This is a genomic window from Psychromarinibacter halotolerans, assembly GCF_029168315.1.
Classification (GTDB): Bacteria; Pseudomonadota; Alphaproteobacteria; order Rhodobacterales; family Rhodobacteraceae; genus Psychromarinibacter; species Psychromarinibacter halotolerans.
Genome location: NZ_JARGYD010000003.1, coordinates 83,693 through 101,031, shown reverse-complemented (window position 1 = coordinate 101,031; position 17,339 = coordinate 83,693). Strand labels below are relative to the sequence as shown.

General features: G+C 66.0%; 20 protein-coding genes. 13 read left to right on the top strand and 7 right to left on the bottom strand.

Features of this window, described 5'->3' with window-relative positions; genetic code table 11:
- Window position 1 precedes the first annotated feature (1 nt).
- Both mlaD and P1K30_RS09035 read left to right on the top strand, forming a co-directional pair.
- A complete protein-coding gene (mlaD, locus tag P1K30_RS09040; protein WP_275632396.1) occupies window positions 2-472 on the top strand; it encodes an outer membrane lipid asymmetry maintenance protein MlaD in 471 nt (156 codons plus the stop codon).
- Entirely contained in the window at window positions 469-1,005 is a 537-nt protein-coding gene (locus P1K30_RS09035; protein WP_275632395.1) for a DUF2155 domain-containing protein, read from the top strand. Before mlaD ends, P1K30_RS09035 begins: the two co-directional genes overlap by 4 nt.
- Here the strand turns inward: P1K30_RS09035 and aat are convergent.
- The 3 genes from aat to accB form a co-directional block, all read right to left on the bottom strand.
- Complete coding sequence (aat, locus tag P1K30_RS09030; protein WP_275632394.1) at window positions 969-1,619, bottom strand: leucyl/phenylalanyl-tRNA--protein transferase; 651 nt, start codon at window positions 1,617-1,619, stop codon at window positions 969-971. The genes P1K30_RS09035 and aat overlap by 37 nt on opposite strands.
- 132 nt (window positions 1,620-1,751) lie before the next feature.
- On the bottom strand, window positions 1,752-3,098 hold the full coding sequence (gene accC / locus P1K30_RS09025; protein ID WP_275632393.1) for an acetyl-CoA carboxylase biotin carboxylase subunit: 1,347 nt from the start codon (window positions 3,096-3,098) through the stop codon (window positions 1,752-1,754).
- A 2-nt stretch (window positions 3,099-3,100) separates the two neighbouring features.
- Entirely contained in the window at window positions 3,101-3,601 is a 501-nt protein-coding gene (accB, locus tag P1K30_RS09020) for an acetyl-CoA carboxylase biotin carboxyl carrier protein (protein ID WP_275632392.1), read from the bottom strand.
- A gap of 239 nt (window positions 3,602-3,840) precedes the next feature.
- Here accB and P1K30_RS09015 point away from each other — a divergent pair, with 239 nt between their 5' ends.
- Both P1K30_RS09015 and P1K30_RS09010 read left to right on the top strand, forming a co-directional pair.
- A complete protein-coding gene (locus P1K30_RS09015; protein ID WP_275632391.1) occupies window positions 3,841-4,674 on the top strand; it encodes a glycosyltransferase family 2 protein in 834 nt (277 codons plus the stop codon).
- A 4-nt stretch (window positions 4,675-4,678) separates the two neighbouring features.
- Window positions 4,679-5,491, top strand: a complete 813-nt coding sequence (locus tag P1K30_RS09010; RefSeq protein ID WP_275632390.1) for a glycosyltransferase family 2 protein — start codon at window positions 4,679-4,681, stop codon at window positions 5,489-5,491.
- A 261-nt stretch (window positions 5,492-5,752) separates the two neighbouring features.
- Here the strand turns inward: P1K30_RS09010 and P1K30_RS09005 are convergent, their stop codons facing one another.
- Window positions 5,753-6,286 (bottom strand): SPFH domain-containing protein, encoded by a 534-nt coding sequence (locus P1K30_RS09005; RefSeq protein ID WP_275632389.1) that lies wholly within the window; start codon window positions 6,284-6,286, stop codon window positions 5,753-5,755.
- Window positions 6,287-6,380: 94 nt separating this feature from the next.
- Window positions 6,381-6,995: a TetR family transcriptional regulator C-terminal domain-containing protein gene (locus tag P1K30_RS09000; RefSeq protein WP_275632388.1), complete on the bottom strand. Its 615-nt coding sequence runs from the start codon at window positions 6,993-6,995 to the stop codon at window positions 6,381-6,383.
- A 398-nt stretch (window positions 6,996-7,393) separates the two neighbouring features.
- Here P1K30_RS09000 and P1K30_RS08995 point away from each other — a divergent pair, with 398 nt between their 5' ends.
- The 9 genes from P1K30_RS08995 to P1K30_RS08955 all read left to right on the top strand — a co-directional run bounded on the left by P1K30_RS08995 (window position 7,394) and on the right by P1K30_RS08955 (window position 15,115).
- Window positions 7,394-8,644: a Zn-dependent hydrolase gene (locus P1K30_RS08995; RefSeq protein WP_275632387.1), complete on the top strand. Its 1,251-nt coding sequence runs from the start codon at window positions 7,394-7,396 to the stop codon at window positions 8,642-8,644.
- A complete protein-coding gene (locus P1K30_RS08990; RefSeq protein ID WP_275632386.1) occupies window positions 8,641-8,937 on the top strand; it encodes a hypothetical protein in 297 nt (98 codons plus the stop codon). Before P1K30_RS08995 ends, P1K30_RS08990 begins: the two co-directional genes overlap by 4 nt.
- Window positions 8,938-9,217: 280 nt before the next feature.
- Window positions 9,218-10,672: a dihydropyrimidinase gene (gene hydA / locus P1K30_RS08985; protein WP_275632385.1), complete on the top strand. Its 1,455-nt coding sequence runs from the start codon at window positions 9,218-9,220 to the stop codon at window positions 10,670-10,672.
- 34 nt (window positions 10,673-10,706) lie between these two features.
- Window positions 10,707-11,123 carry a hypothetical protein gene (locus P1K30_RS08980; protein WP_275632384.1) on the top strand — a complete coding sequence of 139 codons (417 nt, stop codon included), beginning with the start codon at window positions 10,707-10,709 and terminating at the stop codon, window positions 11,121-11,123.
- Window positions 11,120-11,896 (top strand): ABC transporter ATP-binding protein, encoded by a 777-nt coding sequence (locus P1K30_RS08975; RefSeq protein ID WP_275632383.1) that lies wholly within the window; start codon window positions 11,120-11,122, stop codon window positions 11,894-11,896. Before P1K30_RS08980 ends, P1K30_RS08975 begins: the two co-directional genes overlap by 4 nt.
- A gap of 240 nt (window positions 11,897-12,136) precedes the next feature.
- Window positions 12,137-12,349: a hypothetical protein gene (locus P1K30_RS08970; RefSeq protein WP_275632382.1), complete on the top strand. Its 213-nt coding sequence runs from the start codon at window positions 12,137-12,139 to the stop codon at window positions 12,347-12,349.
- Window positions 12,342-13,199 (top strand): ABC transporter permease, encoded by an 858-nt coding sequence (locus P1K30_RS08965; protein WP_275632381.1) that lies wholly within the window; start codon window positions 12,342-12,344, stop codon window positions 13,197-13,199. The genes P1K30_RS08970 and P1K30_RS08965 overlap by 8 nt, the downstream gene beginning before the upstream one ends.
- Before the next feature lie 46 nt (window positions 13,200-13,245).
- The gene (locus P1K30_RS08960; RefSeq protein ID WP_275632380.1) at window positions 13,246-14,091 is read left to right on the top strand and encodes an ABC transporter permease; all 846 of its coding nucleotides are present in this window, start codon (window positions 13,246-13,248) and stop codon (window positions 14,089-14,091) included.
- Between the two features lie 31 nt (window positions 14,092-14,122).
- A complete protein-coding gene (locus P1K30_RS08955) occupies window positions 14,123-15,115 on the top strand; it encodes an ABC transporter substrate-binding protein (protein ID WP_275632379.1) in 993 nt (330 codons plus the stop codon).
- A 79-nt stretch (window positions 15,116-15,194) separates the two neighbouring features.
- Here the strand turns inward: P1K30_RS08955 and P1K30_RS08950 are convergent, their stop codons facing one another.
- Entirely contained in the window at window positions 15,195-15,563 is a 369-nt protein-coding gene (locus tag P1K30_RS08950) for a CBU_0592 family membrane protein (RefSeq protein ID WP_275632378.1), read from the bottom strand.
- Between the two features lie 132 nt (window positions 15,564-15,695).
- Entirely contained in the window at window positions 15,696-17,240 is a 1,545-nt protein-coding gene (locus tag P1K30_RS08945) for an acetolactate synthase large subunit (RefSeq protein WP_275632377.1), read from the bottom strand.
- Between the last annotated feature and the right edge of the window lie 99 nt (window positions 17,241-17,339).

The window sequence follows — 17,339 nt, the reverse complement described above, 5'->3', positions numbered from 1 at the left end:
GATGGCTGAACGCGCAACCGAAGTCATCGTCGGAGGGGCTGTGCTGGCCGTTGCCGCGGCCTTCCTCTTCTACGCGGGGCAGGTTTCGGGCGTGACGGGCGGCGGCGGTGCGCTGGCGGAATACAACGCCTCGTTCCGGTCCGTCGAAGGCGTGTCGGTCGGCACCGACGTGCGCATGGCCGGCGTAAAGGTCGGCACGGTGACCGGGCTGCAGCTTGATCCGACCACATTCCGCGCCGAAACCGTCTTTACCGTAGACGACAGCATCCGCCTGCCGCAGGACACCGCCGTGGCGATCAGCTCCGAAGGACTGCTGGGCGGGAACTTCCTCGAAATCGTGCCGGGCGGTATGCTCGAAGAATACGAACCCGGGGACGAGATTTACGATACGCAAAGCTCGGTCAGCCTGATCAGCCTGCTGCTGAAATTCGTCGGAGGTGGCGGCGACAACGCGGGCGGGGCCGCCGAATGATCCGCACGCTTGCGCTGGCCGCCGGGCTTGCGCTGACGGCCGTGTCGGCCGCGGCGCAGCAGGACAACGGCGTTCTCATCGTTCCGCCGGAACAGGACGGCACCCTGATCCCACCGGGACAGCGCCTTCAGGACGGCACGGTGCTGGAACGGATGGACGACGGTTCGCTGCTGGAACCGGACCTCGACCTTGAATTCATCCCCGACGATGTCGAACCCGTGGCGCCCCCGGTGCGCGCGGTCAGCGCCTCGGGCGGCGTTGTGCGGGTTCTGGACCGCACCGCCAACCAGGTCGTCGATATCGACATGGCCAATGGCGATACGCAGGGTCTTGGCAAGCTGCAGGTCACGCTGGGGGGCTGCCGCTATCCCGAGGACAACCCGTCCGGCGACGCCTTCGCCTATCTCGTGATCCGCGAGGCCGGAGAGGAAGTGCCGGTGTTCGAAGGCTGGATGGTCGCGTCCTCCCCCGCGCTCAACGCGCTGGACCATCCCCGCTATGACGTGTGGGTCCTGCGCTGCAATATGTCCTGAGCGCGCGGCGCTGACGCGAACTTGCCGAAATCCGCCTGCGTCTCCAACGCCGCCTGCAAGCGTTGGTGATAGACGCGTCGGCTGATCTCGACCGCACCCAGCGACGCAAGGTGCGGCGTCAGGAACTGCGTGTCGAACAGCACGAAGCCACACCGCGACAGGTGCGCCACAAGGTAGGCCAGCGCGATCTTCGACCCGCCCGTCGCGCGCGAGAACATGCTTTCCCCAAAGAATGCCCCGCCCAGCGTCACGCCATAGACCCCGCCGATCAGCACACCGTCGCGCCACACCTCGATGGAATGGGCGTTGCCGCGTTTGAACAGCGCCATGTACAGCGAAAAGATCGTCCCGTTGATCCAGGTCTCGTCCCGGTCCGCGCAGGCGCGCACGACGCCTTCGAAATCGCGATCCAGCGACACCTCGTAGTCGCAGCGGCGGATCGCCCGCGCCAGCGACCGCGAAACATGGAACCCGTCCAGCGGAAACACCCCGCGCCGACGGGGATCGACCCAGAAGATCTCGTCCGACTCCGCCGTCTCGGCCATCGGAAAAATTCCGGCGCCATAGGCGCGCAGCAGGGTTTCCGGTGTGATCGTGGGCGTTTGCGGGTGCATGGGCAGAAAATGAGCGCTCGCGGACCCCAAGTCCAGTCCTGCCGCGACGCCTGTTTCTTCTCTTTGGAAATACCTCGGGGGTGCGGGGGCGGCGCCCCCCGCGGGTCGCCGCGCGTCAGCGCGGCGAAACCCTCAGCCCAGGTTCTCGGCCAGCCACTTTTCCAGCCAGTGGATGGAATAGTCGCCCGTCTGCACCGCCGGATCTTCCAGCAGTGCGTGGAACAGCGGCACCGTGGTGTCGACACCGTCCACGATCAATTCGCCCAGCGCCCGATGCAGCCGTGCCAGCGCGGCGGGCCGGTCCTGTGCGTGCACGATCAGCTTGCCGATCAGGCTGTCGTAGTAGGGCGGGATCGAATAGCCGTCATAAAGGCCCGAATCCATCCGCACACCCAGCCCGCCGGGGGCGTGGTACTGCGTGATGCGCCCCGGCGAGGGGGCGAAGTTCGGCAGCTTCTCGGCGTTGATCCGCACCTCGATGGCGTGGCCGTTCACCTGCAGGTCGTCCTGCGAGAAGGACAGCGGCTGGCCTGCGGCCACCCGGATCTGTTCGCGGACTAGGTCCACGCCGAACACCGCCTCGGTGACCGGGTGTTCCACCTGAAGGCGGGTGTTCATCTCGATGAAATAGAACTCGCCGTCTTCGTACAGGAACTCGATCGTCCCCGCGCCGGAATAGCCGATCTCGGCCACGGCGTCGGCACAGACCTTGCCGATGCGGGCGCGGGTCTCGGCGTCGATCGCGGGGCCGGGGGCCTCTTCGAACACCTTCTGGTGGCGCCGCTGCAGCGAACAGTCCCGTTCGCCCAGATGCACCGCATTGCCCTTGCCGTCCCCGAAGACCTGAATCTCGATATGGCGCGGGTTGCCGAGGTATTTCTCGATATACACCTCGTCGTTGCCGAAAGCGGCTTTCGCCTCGGACCGCGCGGTGCGGAACGCGGTTTCCATCTCGGCCTCGGACCGCGCCAGCTTCATGCCGCGCCCGCCGCCGCCGGCGGTGGCCTTGACGATCACCGGATAGCCGAACTCGGTACCGATGGCCTTCGCCGCATCGACGTCCGCCACGCCGCCGTCGGACCCGGGGACGCAGGGCACGCCCAGCTTCCGCATCGTGTCCTTGGCGGTGATCTTGTCGCCCATCAGGCGGATGTGTTCCGCCGAAGGGCCGATGAACGTGATCTCGTGGTCCTCGACGATCTGCACGAAGGCCGCGTTCTCGGACAGGAAGCCATAGCCGGGGTGGATGGCCTGCGCGCCCGAAATCTCGCACGCGGCGATGATCGACGGGATCGACAGGTAGGATTGCGATGCCGAAGGCGGGCCGATGCAGATCGCCTCGTCCGCCATGCGCACGTGCATGGCATCGCTGTCGGCGGTCGAATGCACCGCGACGCTGGCAATCCCCATCTCGCGGCAGGCGCGGACGACGCGCAGGGCGATCTCGCCCCGGTTGGCGATCAGGATCTTGTCGAACATAACTACTCGATGACCATCAGGGGGGCGCCGTATTCGACGGGCGACGCGTCCTCGACGAGGATACGCTTGACCGTGCCGGACTTCGGCGACGGGATCTGGTTCATCGTCTTCATTGCCTCGACGATCAGAAGCGTCTGGCCTTCGGACACGGTGTCACCGACCTTCACGAAGGCTGCGGCGCCGGGTTCGGGCGACAGATAGGCGGTGCCCACCATCGGCGAGGTGACCGCGCCGGGCAGGCTGGCCGGATCGCCGCTGGGTGCGGGGGCGTCCGACGCCTCGGGGGCGGAGGCCGCCGGGGCAGGGGCCGCGGCGGGCGCGGCGCTGGCCTGCTGCACCATCGGCGCCGGCGCCGTGCGCGCTACGCGGCTCAGGCGCAGGGTCAGCTTGCCGGTGTCCTTGGTTCCGCGCTCGACCTCAAGTTCCGCAAGGTCGTTGCTGCGCAGGATTTCGGCCATTGCCTGAACAAAGGCCACATCATCATCGTTCGTCGGTTTCGCCATTTTACTCGCCTCGGAATCCCATGACCGCGCAGGTGAGTGACATGCGCGGTGCTGGCGCCTTATAGGACAGCGACTCGCGACATAAAAGTCCGTTTCCGCTTGGCAAGACAGGTCGGCTTGACATCGCGGACCGGGCCAATGACAACCAAAAGCCGCAGCAGCCCGAGGCGCGGGGGCGCGGTCAAGGGCCGGCCTGTCGTGCACGGGGGCGCCTGCATCTTGCATTTAAGGGATCGCCCGTGACCATCATTTCGCTGTCCTCGATCCCCAGCCGGTTCGACAAACTAGAACCGACGCTGACCTGCCTGTTGCGTCAGGACGCGCAGATCGACGCGATCCAGCTGCATATTCCTTGGAAGTATCGCCGTTTTCCCGATTGGGACGGGGTCTTGCCCGACGTCCCGAAGGGCGTCGAGATCGTGCGGGTGGAAGAAGACCTTGGCCCCGCGACCAAGGTTCTGTTCGCCGCGCAGGCCCATCGCGGGCAGGACGTGGACATCATCCTGTGCGATGACGACCGGCGCTACAAACCGCATTGGGCGCAGACCTACATCGACGCGCGCCGCGATCACCCCGACTGTTGTCTGGCGATCGCCGGGTTCGAGGCCGACCGGTACGGCCAGTCTCAGATGAAGAACCGCATCCAGCCGCGTGCCAAACGCCGCAGCCGGGGCATGGACTGGGGGTTCCAGCTGAAGATGGCGTGGGAATTCCTGTTCCCGCCGGTCGAACGGAAATACCTGCGCGAACCGACCCGCCGGCTGTTCCGGCAATCCGGCTATGTCGACTGTTTCGAAGGCTTCGCGGGCGCGATGGTGCGTCCCGAGTTCTTCGACGACGAAGCGTTCGACATTCCGCCGGTGGTCTGGACCGTGGACGACGTCTGGCTGTCCGGTCATCTGGCCCGCATGAATGTGCCGATCTGGATCATCGCCGGTCAGCACGACACGCAGCACACGCCTGCGGGTATCTCGGACGCGCTGTACATGGCCGAGATCGAAGGCGCCGACCGCGACGAGGCCAACAAACGGTGCATCGCCTACCTGCGCGACACCTATGGGATCTGGCCCTGATCCGATGCTGGTCGTCTCGCTTTCCTCTGTCCCGCCTCGCTTCGGCAAGATCGGTGCGACGCTGCGGTCCTTGGTGGTGCAGGGGGCCGATCGGGTCGAACTGCAGATCCCGCATGCGTACCGCCGCTTCCCCGACTGGGACGGGACTCTTCCCGACGTGCCCGAGGGCGTGACGATCCGGCGGACGGCCGAGGATTGGGGCCCCGCGACCAAGCTGCTGGGTGCGCTGGCGGCATGGCGGGACGCCGACACGCGCATCCTGTTCTGTGACGACGATCAATATTATGCGCCCGACTGGGCGTCGCGGTTTCTGCGGCTGTCCGATGCACGGCCCGATACGGCCATCGCGATGCTGGGAATGCAGGTGGACGAAGACGCGCAGGCGTCCCGCCCGCTTCAGCCCCGGATGCAGCGGCGCTGGCGGATCACCGATGCCGAGTTTCAGGTGCGCTATCTGTGGCAGGATCTGACCAAGGGCCGTGACCTGCCCGCGCCGGGCCGCCGCGTGGTGAAACGGTCGGGGTATGCCGACGTGTTCGAGGGGCGCGGGGGCGTGCTGGTGCGGCCGGGTTTCTTCGGCCCCGAGGTGTTCGACGTCCCCGATGCGGCTTGGGCCGTGGACGATGTCTGGCTGTCGGCCTGCGTGGCGAAGACGGGCGTGCCGATCTGGGTGCAGGGCGGGTATCGCGACCCCACCGACACCGAGGCCGAGGTCGAAGACCCGCTGTGCCGGACCGAGGTCGGGGGTGTTCGCCGGGACGAAGCGAACCGGCGGGCCGTGGATCATGTGCGCACGCGCTTCGGGATCTGGCGATAGGCGAGGGACGTCACCGACGTCCGCCAGCGCGGGCGGATGTGGGCGGGGGGGTGAGGGCCGACATTATACTCGGGCCGTCGTGATCCTGGGCCGTCGTTCGTTCGGCCCCATTGTCAATTCAAAGCAGTCGAAATTGGGGCCCGTCGTGAAAACGGGCTTCGTCCTTGCGGGTGCGTGCAGCGCATCGGCGCGCTATCCGGCGCGCGGGCGATCCGGCCTAATTGGCCCTGACCGGGCACGGTGCAGGCGGTCAGCTTGGCGTCAGGCGTCCGTCGTTTCGGGCGGTTCCGGCGTCTCGGCCTCTGTCGGTGCGGCGACCTGCGGCTCGGCCGCTTTCGGAACGTCCGGGGCAGGCGCGGGCGCGGGCGTCGCGATCTCGGCAGAGGCTTTGGCGTCCTCGGCCGCTTCGACCTGGGCTTCGGCCCTTTCGATCTTCAACGCGGCTTCCGCCTCGGCGCGGCTGCGTTCGCTTTCCAGCCGCTCGATGGCGCGGCGAAGGTCGCGTTCCAGTTCCAGCACGTTGGCCTGAAAGGCGGGCGATGGGCCGATCAGCGTAAAGTCGTCGATCTCGGGCCGTTCGCGATAGGCCGGGCCGCTTTCGGTTTCCGCCTGTTCCCGGCCGCTACCGCGACCGGCAAGGCGGACGGACTGCGGGTCGGCGTCCATCCGCGCCTGCGCCCCGCGTCCACCCGACGAGGATTCCACGGGGGCGAGCGCGTTGGCGTTCACCGCGTGATGCGCGCGGATCGGAATGAAGCCCCCGCCCAGCGCGTTAATCGGGGCAAATTCACCCATCTTGATGCTCCTGCAATAGGACTGTGATCAGGGATCAGCATACGACGTCCGGCTGCCGGAAATCGTTAAGACAAGGATGAATTTCACAGGACGGTTAACGAGGTGTAAGCGCGCTGCGGTACAGGTGGTCCAAGAACGTGGCCGCATCGTCGAACCGCTGTTCGGACGGCCCAAGGATGCCCTGCACCTGCACGTCGAAATCGGCATAGTGCTGGGTGGTCGCCCAGATCGAGAAGATCAGGTGATGCGGGTCGACCGGTGCCAGACGCCCGGCGTCGATCCAGCCGCGGATCAGCACGGCCTTTTCGTCGACCAGCTCTTTCAGGGGGCCCTCGATGATGCCCAGCACCCGGGGCGCGCCCTGTACGATCTCGTTCGCGAACAGCCTGCTTTCGCGGGGAAATTCCTGCGCCATCTGCAGCTTGCTTTGGACGTATCCAAGGATCGTGCCGACCGGATCGCCGCTTGCGTCGATGGCGCGCAGCGGGTCCAGCCACAGGTCCAGCATCCCGGACAGCAGGGTGACGTGAATGGCTTCCTTGGACGGAAAATAGTAAAGCAGGTTCGGCTTGGACAGCCCGGCGGTTTTCGCGATCTGGTCAAGCGTCGCGCCACGGAACCCGGCCTGAGAGAAGACTTCCAGCGCCGCCTCGAGGATCGCCGCGGTGTTCTTTTCTTGGATGCGTGTCCGGGGCGCTTTTCCGTCCATTTTTATCCTTTTTTCCGGGCAGGTTTGCGACGGCAAGGTGCCGCACCGCAATGTTCTTGACGTCCCATTGGGCCGTGGTAGCGTCTTCCTGACCAATTGGTCAAACCTTTTGCAGCCAGTTCCGGAGCTTTGCCGTGGCGCCTGACCCCACCGCCGAAACACTCGTTGCCCCGCCGTTCCGGCCCGGCCGCGCGGCGCGGGTCTAAGCGGATGGAGGCCGATTTGGTTAAGCACGGTCTTCGGCAGATCCGCAAGCGGGGCGCGGCACTGACGTCTGCGAACCGTGTCGTCCGCGCATCCGCAGGGGCGGTGTGCTGCAAACGGTGATGGATCAAAACGAACAATATCGGCGCAGTCTTGCGCCAAGACGTCAGCAGGCTTGAAGTAAGGACACAATCATGGCGGCACCGGGAGAGAACCTTCGCATCAACGGCGAACGGCTTTGGGACAGCCTGATGGACATGGCGAAGATCGGTCCGGGTATTGCGGGCGGTAACAATCGTCAGACCCTGACCGACGAGGATGCCGAGGGACGCGCGCTTTTCCAGAAATGGTGCGAGGCCGCAGGCATGACGATGGGCGTCGACACGATGGGTAACATGTTCTTCCGGCGCGAAGGCACGGATTCGGACGCGCTGCCGGTCTATGTCGGCAGCCACCTCGACACCCAGCCCACCGGCGGCAAATACGACGGTGTGCTTGGCGTTCTGGGCGGGCTTGAGATCGTGCGCACGCTGAACGACCTCGACATCAAGACGAAGCACCCGATCGTGGTCACCAACTGGTCGAACGAGGAAGGCACCCGTTTTGCGCCGGCGATGCTGGCGTCGGGCGTGTTCGCCGGTGTCCACGAACAGGACTGGGCCTACGAGCGCGAGGACGCCAAGGGCAAGACCTTCGGCGCGGAATTGGACCGGATCGGCTGGAAGGGTGAAGAAGAGGTCGGCGCGCGGAAGATGCACGCCTTCTTCGAACTGCACATCGAACAGGGCCCGATCCTGGAGGCCGAGGGCAAGGACATCGGCGTCGTCACGCACGGGCAGGGGCTGTCGTGGACGCAGGTGACGATCACCGGGAAAGAGTCGCACACCGGCTCGACCCCGATGCCGATGCGGCGCAACGCGGGTCTTGGCATGGCGCGGGTGCTGCAGCTGGTCGACGAGATCGCGTGGTCGCACAAGCCCGACGCGGTCGGCGCCGCCGGTCACATCGACGTCTACCCCAACAGCCGCAACGTGATCCCCGGCAAGGTGGTCTTCACGGTCGACTTCCGGTCCCCCGACCTGTCGGTGATCGAGGACATGGAAGCCCGGATGAAGGCCGGGGCGCAGAAGATCTGCGACGAGATGGAGCTGGAGATCGAGTTCGAGAAATCCGGCGGCTTCGATCCGGTCGCGTTTGACGAAACCTGCGTTTCGGCGATCCGGAATGCGGCAGAGCGCCTTGGATACTCGCACAGAAACATCATTTCCGGCGCCGGGCACGATGCCTGCTGGATCAACCGCGTCGCCCCCACGGCGATGGTGATGTGCCCCTGCGTGGACGGGCTGTCGCATAACGAGGCTGAAGAGATCAGCCCGGAATGGGCCCGCGCGGGCGCGGACGTCCTGTTCCACGCGGTTGTCGAGACGGCGGAGATTGTCGAGTGAGCGACGAACCGGAATTCGAAGAAGTGCAGATCACCGCAGCCGACGCGCGGCGCGCGAAGATGGCAAGCGCCCTGATGCTGGGCGCGGTCCTGCCGGGCATGGCGGACGTGCTGCCAGAGGCCTCGCACGGCCCCGACGCAAAGCCGGCGGCGGAACAGCTTGCCTCGGCCGGGGCGGCGACGCCGGCGCTGCGGTATGTCGCGGTCGGCGGCACGGTCATCGCGATGGTCGACGGGGTGCCAGAAGAATACGCACGGATGGCATCGCTGTTCCGGACCGCGGGGGTTGCGTGATCGCGGTCGATACGCATATGCGTTCCACGCCAAGGCCGGGTTTCCCGGCCCGTGCACCGCTTGCACATCGGTCGAGCGTGCGCCTGCAAGGGGCGGTCCAACACCTTTCAACCTGCGCTGCGACACGGTCGCGGCCTGAAACGGGGATGGCGGGGCTGGAAAGTCCGGCCAATCCCCGACAACAATCCGAATTGGAAAGACATGACCCGCCTGATCCCCTGAACGCTGCCGGCAGAAGACCGGCGCGGGGACGGACCGGGCAGAAGACAGGGAGCACTACATGACCACAGTCATCAAGAACGGCACCGTCGTCACGGCCGACCTGACCTATAAGGCGGACGTAAAGGTCGACGGCGGCAAGATCATCGAGATCGGCCCCGACCTGTCGGGCGACGAGATCCTCGACGCGTCCGGCTGCTATGTGATGCCGGGCGGGATCGACCCGCACACCCACCTGGAAATGCCGTTCATGGGCACCTACAGCTCGGACGATTTCGAAAGCGGCACGCAGGCCGCGCTGGCGGGCGGCACCACGATGACCGTCGACTTCTGCCTGCCCGATCCGGGGCAGGGGCTGGTCGATGCGATCAAGCGGTGGGACAACAAGTCGGGCCTTGCCGCCTGCGACTATTCCTTCCACATGGCGATCACGTGGTGGGGCGAGCAGGTCTTCAACGACATGGAAACCGTGGTGAAGGACCACGGGATCACCACCTTCAAGCACTTCATGGCCTACAAGGGCGCGCTGATGGTGAACGACGACGAGATGTTCGCCTCGTTCCAGCGTTGCGCCGAACTGGGCGCACTGCCGCTGGTCCATGCCGAGAACGGCGACGTGGTGGCAGACCTTCAGGCCAAGCTGCTGGCCGAAGGCAACAACGGCCCCGAGGCGCACGCCTATTCCCGCCCCCCGGCGGTCGAGGGCGAGGCGACCAACCGCGCGATCATGATCGCCGACATGGCGGGTGTGCCGCTGTATGTCGTGCATGTCAGCTGCGAGGAAAGCCACGAAGCGATCCGCCGGGCCAAGATGCAGGGCAAGCGCGTCTGGGGCGAGCCGCTGATCCAGCACCTGACGCTGGATGAAAGCGAGTATTTCGACAAGGACTGGGACCACGCCGCGCGCCGGGTGATGTCGCCTCCGTTCCGTAACAAGCAGCATCAGGACAGCCTGTGGGCCGGCCTTGCCAGCGGCACGCTGTCCTGCGTCGCCACCGACCACTGCGCCTTCACGACGGACCAGAAACGCTATGGCGTCGGCGACTTCACCAAGATCCCGAACGGGACCGGCGGGCTGGAAGACCGGCTGCCGATGCTGTGGACCTATGGCGTGTCCACGGGCCGGATCACCCCGAACGAGTTCGTGGCCGTGACCTCGACCAACATCGCGAAAATCCTGAACTGCTATCCGCAGAAGGGTGCGATCCTTGTGGGCGCGGACGCCGACCTTGTCGTGCTGGACCCGGAAAAGTCGAAGACGATCACCGCCGCGTCGCAGGTGTCCGCCATCGACTACAACGTGTTCGAGGGCAAAGAGGTGAAGGGCCTGCCGCGCTTCGTCCTGACCCGCGGCAAGGTTGCCGTGATGGACGGCGAGCTGAAGGCCGAACCGGGCCACGGCAAGTTCGTCAAGCGCGAGCCGGTGAACCCGGTGAATAAGGCGCTGTCGACGTGGAAGGAGCTGACCGCGCCCCGCAAGGTCGAGCGTACGGGCATCCCCGCCAGCGGCGTGTGATGCCCGGCCGTCCGGGACCGGGGCTGGCACCCGCATGTTGAAATGGCCCGTACATACGCTGGCCGGCCTGATCGCCGGCTACGTCGCCGGGACGTGGTTCATCGTGCTGGTGTCGGCGCTGCCGACGGGCGCGGGGATCGTCGAGATCCTCCGGGTCCCGTTCCAGCTGATGGTGCCGGTCGGTGCGCTGTCGATCGCGCTGGGGGCTGTCGTGGTGTTCTTCCTGAACCAGTGGAACCTTACGACGCTTGGTCCCTACGTTGTCGCGATGGCGCCGCTGCCCATCGTCACGCTGGTGGTCCTGCGCGGGATGATGGGCGTGTCGATGATCGACGGCGTGTTCACCAGCCTGCCGTTTCTTGCGGTGCTGCTGGCCGGCGGCGCGGTGTCGGGCGCGGTGGTGTGGGTCGTGCGCGGCTGGGGACTTGAGAAGAAAGAAGACGAGACGTGAGCGTCATCGAAGCGAAGAAGCTGGAACTGACATTCCAGACCAACGACGGCCCGGTCCATGCGCTGGCCGATGTGAACCTAGAGATCGCGAAGGGCGACTTCGTCTCGTTCATCGGCCCGTCGGGTTGTGGCAAGACGACGTTCCTGCGCTGCATCGCCGGGCTGGAAACGCCGACCGGCGGCACGCTGTCGGTCAACGGCATGACCGCCGACGAGGCGCGGCGCAGCCGGGCCTATGGCTATGTCTTCCAGGCGGCGGGGCTGTACCCGTGGCGGACGATTGCGGGAAATGTGCGCCTTCCGCTCGAGATCATGGGCTATCCGAAGGCGGAATTGTCGGATCGTGTCGCGCGCGTGCTGGAGTTGGTCGAGCTTTCGGGATTCGAGAAGAAGTACCCGTGGCAGTTGTCCGGCGGGATGCAGCAGCGCGCCTCGATTGCGCGGGCGCTGGCGTTCGACGCGGACATCCTGCTGATGGACGAACCGTTCGGCGCGCTGGACGAGATCGTGCGCGACCACCTGAACGAACAGCTGCTGTCGCTATGGGCCCGGACCGAGAAGACCATCGCGTTCGTCACCCACTCGATCCCCGAGGCGGTGTACCTATCGACCAAGATCGTCGTGATGAGCCCGCGTCCGGGGCGGATCACCGACGTGATCGACAGCCCGCTGCCGAAGGATCGGCCGTTGGATATCCGCGACAGCAAGGAGTTCCTTGAGATCGCGCATCGGGTGCGCGAAGGGCTGCGGGCGGGGCATGCCTATGATGAATGAGGCTGTCGTGCTTGGGGCTTCGGCCCCCCTCCCGACCTCCCCCTTGCAGGGGGAGGAGGGACGGATCGCGGACGTGGTGCTTGGTCGTTTGGGATCGTGTCTGGCTGACCCCCTCCCGGCCTCCCCCTTGCATGGGGAGGAGAGGCGGATCGCGGGCGTGGTGCACGACCCGTCGCTCGCAGAGCGACGGTCCTCCCCCCGGCGGGGGGAGGTGGCGCCGAAGGCGTCGGAGGGGGGCCGATGACCGCGCGACGCTGGCTTCTGATCATCGGCGCCGTCCTGTGGCTGGTCCTGCTGATCCTGTGGGTTCTTCGTGGCGGCACCGCCGAAACCGACGGTGGCTGGGATCTTCTCAGCCTCGGCCTTCTGTTGCTGCCCTTGCTGCTGGCCAACGAGATCTTCGGCCTGATCCAGCGTCGGATTCGCGCCCGCAGGGAGAACCGCGATGCGTAACGTGCTGCCCGTTCTTACCGTGCTGCTGGTGATCGTCGGCATCTGGTACGCCGCCGCGATCTGGATGAACAGCGCATGGACGCTGGACCGCGCCGACGGCCCGCTGACGTTCTCCGAGATCGTCACCGACACAATGAGCCAGGACCGACCGCGCCTGCCCGCGCCGCATCAGGTCTGGGCAGAGTTCCGCAAGACCGTGTTCGACACCAAGGTCACGTCCAAGCGCAGCCTCGTGTTCCACGGCTGGATCACCCTGTCCTCGACGCTCGCCGGCTTCGCGCTGGGCACGCTGACCGGTATCCTGATGGCCGTCGGCATCGTCTATAGCCGTCCGGTGTCGATGAGCCTGATGCCGTGGGCGATCATCAGCCAGACGATCCCCATCGTGGCGCTGGCCCCGATGATCATCGTCGTGCTCGCCTCGCTCGGGGTCGATGGCCGCGCGGTGCCGAAGGCGATCATCAGCGCATACCTGTGCTATTTCCCGGTCCTCGTGGGCATGGTGAAGGGGCTGAAGTCGCCCGACGCGATGCAACTGGATCTTATGAAGACGTGGTCCGCGACCGGCTGGCAAAGCTTCTGGCGGCTGCGTTTCCCGTCTTCGGTCCCGTACCTGTTCACCTCGCTCAAGGTCGGCATCGCCGCGGCGCTGGTCGGCACCATCGTCGGAGAACTGCCGACCGGGGCCGTCCGGGGTCTGGGCGCGCGAATTCTGATCGGCGACCAGTTCGGCAACCCGATGATGATCTGGTCGGCGCTGATCGCCGCCGCCGTTCTGGCCGGGGTGCTGGTGACGGTGGTGTCGCTGATGCAGACGGCGGCCATGAAACGGATGGGGTTCGCACGATGACACGACCGATGCGACCGACCGGATACGACGGAACGGAGGCCGCCACATGGACTCTGTGATCTTGGCCCTTGTCGTCTGGGCGGCGGGGACCTTCGTCGCGGTGCAGATCTCGCGGTCGCCCGGACACGATACCTTGCCGGCGCGGATCGCCGTGCCGGTGGTGTTCGGCATCATGCTGCTGGTGATGTGGGAACTTCTGGTGAAGGGGCTGAACGTCAGTCAGGTCATCCTGCCGGCGCCCTCGGTGATCGCGGCGACCTTCGCGCGGTCCACCCCGACGCTGTGGGGCGACTTCCTGCAGACCGCGTTGAAGGGTGGCGTGTCCGGCTATCTGATCGGCTGCAGCGCGGCCTTCGTGGCGGCACTGGCCATCGATCGCGTGCCGTTCCTGCAACGCGGGCTGCTGCCGATCGGCAATTTTGTCGCCGCGCTTCCGATCGTCGGCATCGCGCCGATCCTTGTCGGGTGGTTCGGGTTCGACTGGCAGTCCAAGGCGGCGGTGGTCGTGGTCATGGTGTTCTTCCCGATGCTGGTGAACACCGTGCAGGGGCTGGCCGACACCACGGCGATGCAGCGCGACCTGATGAAGACCTACTCGGCCGGGTACTGGCAATCGCTGTTCAAACTGCGACTGCCGGCGGCGATGCCGTTCATCTTCAACGGGCTGAAAATCTCGACAACTCTGGCGCTTATCGGGGCAATCGTGGCCGAATACTTCGGCTCGCCCACGCGCGGCATGGGGTTCCGCATCTCGACCGAGGTAGGCCGGCTTGGCCTTGATATGGTCTGGGCGGAAATCACGGTGGCAGCCATCGCGGGCTCGGTCTTCTACGGGCTGGTGGCGCTTATCGAACGGGGGGTGACCTTCTGGCACCCGTCACAACGAAGCTGAGAAAACAGCGAAGGACAACAAGGAGGTAACGATGAAAAAACTACTGATCGGCGCACTGGCGCTGGGCCTGGGGACCGGCGCCGCGCAGGCGGCGGACGAGGTGACGCTGCAGCTGAAGTGGGTCACGCAGGCCCAGTTCGCGGGCTACTACGTCGCGCTGGAAAAAGGCTTCTACGAAGAAGAAGACCTGGACGTCACGATCAAGCCGGGCGGCCCGGACATCGCGCCCGAGCAGGTCATCGCCGGTGGCGGTGCCGACGTCATCACCACATGGATGGCTGCCGCGCTGGCCGCGCGTGAACGGGGTCTGCCGCTGGTGAACATCGCACAGCCGTTCAAGTCGGGCGGCCTGCAGCTGACTTGCCTGAAGGAATCCGGTGTCGAAAGCCCCGAGGACTTCCCCGGCCGCACGCTGGGCGTCTGGTTCTTCGGCAACGAGTATCCGTTCTACGCGTGGATGGCCAAGCTGGGCGTGCCCACCGACGGCAGCGAAGACGGCGTCGAGGTGCTGAAGCAGGCGTTCAACGTCGACCCGCTGCTGAACAAGCAGGCCGACTGCATCTCGGTTATGACCTACAACGAGTATGGTCAGGTGCTGGACGCGGGCATCTCGGAAGACGAACTGGTGACCTTCAACTACCTCGACGAAGGCGTCGGGATGATGGAGGACGGCCTGTACGTTCTTGAAGAGAACCTTGAAGACCCCGAGTTCGCGGACAAGATGGTGCGCTTTGTGCGGGCCTCTATGAAGGGCTGGAAATACGCCGAAGAGAACCCCGAGGAAGCCGCCGAAATCGTGGTGGATTCCGACGAAACCGGCGCGCAGACGCTTGACCATCAGATCTACATGATGGGCGAGGTCGCCAAGCTGACCGCCGGTTCGAACGGTGCGCTTGATCCGGCCGATTTCGATCAGACCGTCGCGACGCTGCTGTCCGCCGTGTCGCCCGACAATCCGGCGATCACCGAAGAGCCCGGCGAAGGCGCGTGGACCCACGCGATCACCGACGAGGCGCTGAACTAAGCGCACTCCGCTTCGGCGAAAGAAACATCGTAAGCGCCCCCGCGACCCCGCGGGGGCGTTTTCTTTTTCCGGTGCGCGATCAGTACAGGATCAGGGGCTTCTGCTCTGGGTCTTCGTCCTGCACCGGGACCGCAACCGGCATCGCGGTGGCGTCCATCAGCGCCGTGTCCGTCTCGGTCGGGGCGGCACCGTGGCGGGGGCGCAGCCGCGCGTGCATGGCGAGCACCGAGATCGCCATCCAGAACACCTGCGTCAGGGCCGAGGCCAGATTGAAGCTGTTCGACAGTCCGATCAGCACCAGCGCCGCGGCAAGGAAGTTCAACGCGAAATGCCGCCAGTCGTGGCTGTCGATCCGGTGCACGCTAAGCAGGATGTAATTGATGACGTAGACGAAGAATCCGACCAGCCCGATGACTTCGACAAGAAGGGGAGGGACGGGAAAAGGCACCGGAATGGCTTCCTGAAATGGGTGGCAAATAAAGGCGCGGGGCCGATACGTGCCACCCTAACAGGGCCGCCGGGTCTGTCAGGTTCGGTATTCCTTACCTAAGGTCACTTTTGGATCGGTTCAGCGGATATGTCAGCCCATAACCAGCTCGATCAGAGACGGTCCGTCGGCTGCGACCCCGGCCCGCAGGGCGGCGGCGAAGGTCTCCATGTCTTCGGCGCGGGTGCCCGGTACGCCGTGGCCCTTGGCCAGCGCGACCCAGTCCAGCTGTGGGCCGTCCACGTCCAGCATCGCCTGCGCGTTCGCGCCGTAGCTTGTGACGCCGACGTTGCCCATTTCGTTGCGCAGGATCTGATAGCCCCGGTTGGCCAGCACGATGACCGTCACGTCCAGCCCCTGCCGTGCCATCGTCCACAACGACTGAGCCGTGTACATGCCAGAGCCGTCGCCCGTCACCGCGACCACCTTGCGGTCGGGGCAGGCCGTCGCCGCACCCACGGCGCCCGGCAGGCACCACCCGATGGACCCGCCGGTGCTGCCCAGCACGTCGATCGGCGCGGCCTCGCGCAGCATCTGGGAATAGTTGCGGCCGTTGGACACCGCCTCGTTCAGGAAGATCGCGTTGTCGGGCAGCAGGGCGGCCAAGGCCACGCCAACCTTGTCGGCAGTCACGGCGCCAGTCGGCGCATCGGGTCGGCTGCCCGCGCAGCGGTCGGGGTCCACACTGTCGGCGTCCAGTTCGTCCACCAGCGCACGCAGGGTCCACAGGATATCCATCTCGGGGCGGCACAACGGGAACACGCCGGCCTCGGGCGGTTCGGGCAGGCTGGGCTTGCCGGGATAGGCGAAGAAAGTCACCGGACGCCCGACGCCCACCAGCGTGATCGAGCTTGTGCCCTCTAGCGCGGCGATCTTCGGCGGCACGGGGTAGGGCAGTTGCGTGACCACCGGCGCGCCTGCCCCGGTCCGCAGCCGCGGCAGCGACGTGTCCGAGAACAGCCGCGCGCCGGTCTTGGCGGCGATCTTGCCGGCCAGTTCCAGCCCCTCGCCGAACAGCGCGTCGCCGCTGACGATCAGCACCGCCCCCGGCGCCGACAGGCGGGCGGCGGCGGCGGTGATTTCCGCGGGCCAAGGACGCACGAGGTCTGCGGGCGCGGTGGCCACGGTTGCTGCTTCGGCCTCGTTCCACGCGGTGTCGGCGGGCAGGATCAGCGTCGAGATCTGGCCGTTGTTGGCGCGCGCAGCCCGGATGGCGGCGGCCCCGTCGCCCGCGACGGACACCGCGTCCTCGGCCCGGCGGGTCCAGTGGCTGATCGACTGCGCCACGCCGTCGAGGTTGCCCTTCAGCGGCGACTCGTAGGCAAGGTGATAGGTTGCGTGATCGCCGACCACGTTCAGCACGCCCGAATTGGCCTTGCGCGCGTTGTGCAGGTTCGCGAACCCGTTGGCGAGCCCCGGCGCAAGGTGCAGCAGGGTCGCCGAGACATCGCGCTTCATGCGGAAATAGCTGTCGGCGGCGCCCGACGTGCCGCCCTCGAACAGGCACAGTACGCAGTTCATTTCGGGGTGGCTGTCCAGCGCGGCGACAAAGTGCATCTCGGACGTGCCGGGGTTGGCAAAGACGGTATCGACGCCGCTCGAAAGCAGGGTTTTCACAAGGGTTTCGGCGCCGTTCATCTAATCCTCCTCTGTCCAGCCGGGCGAGTGTGGGCGAGCAGGCGGGCAGGCGCAAGGGGCGGGCGGGTAGTGAAAATGTATATACAAAGTATTGACAAA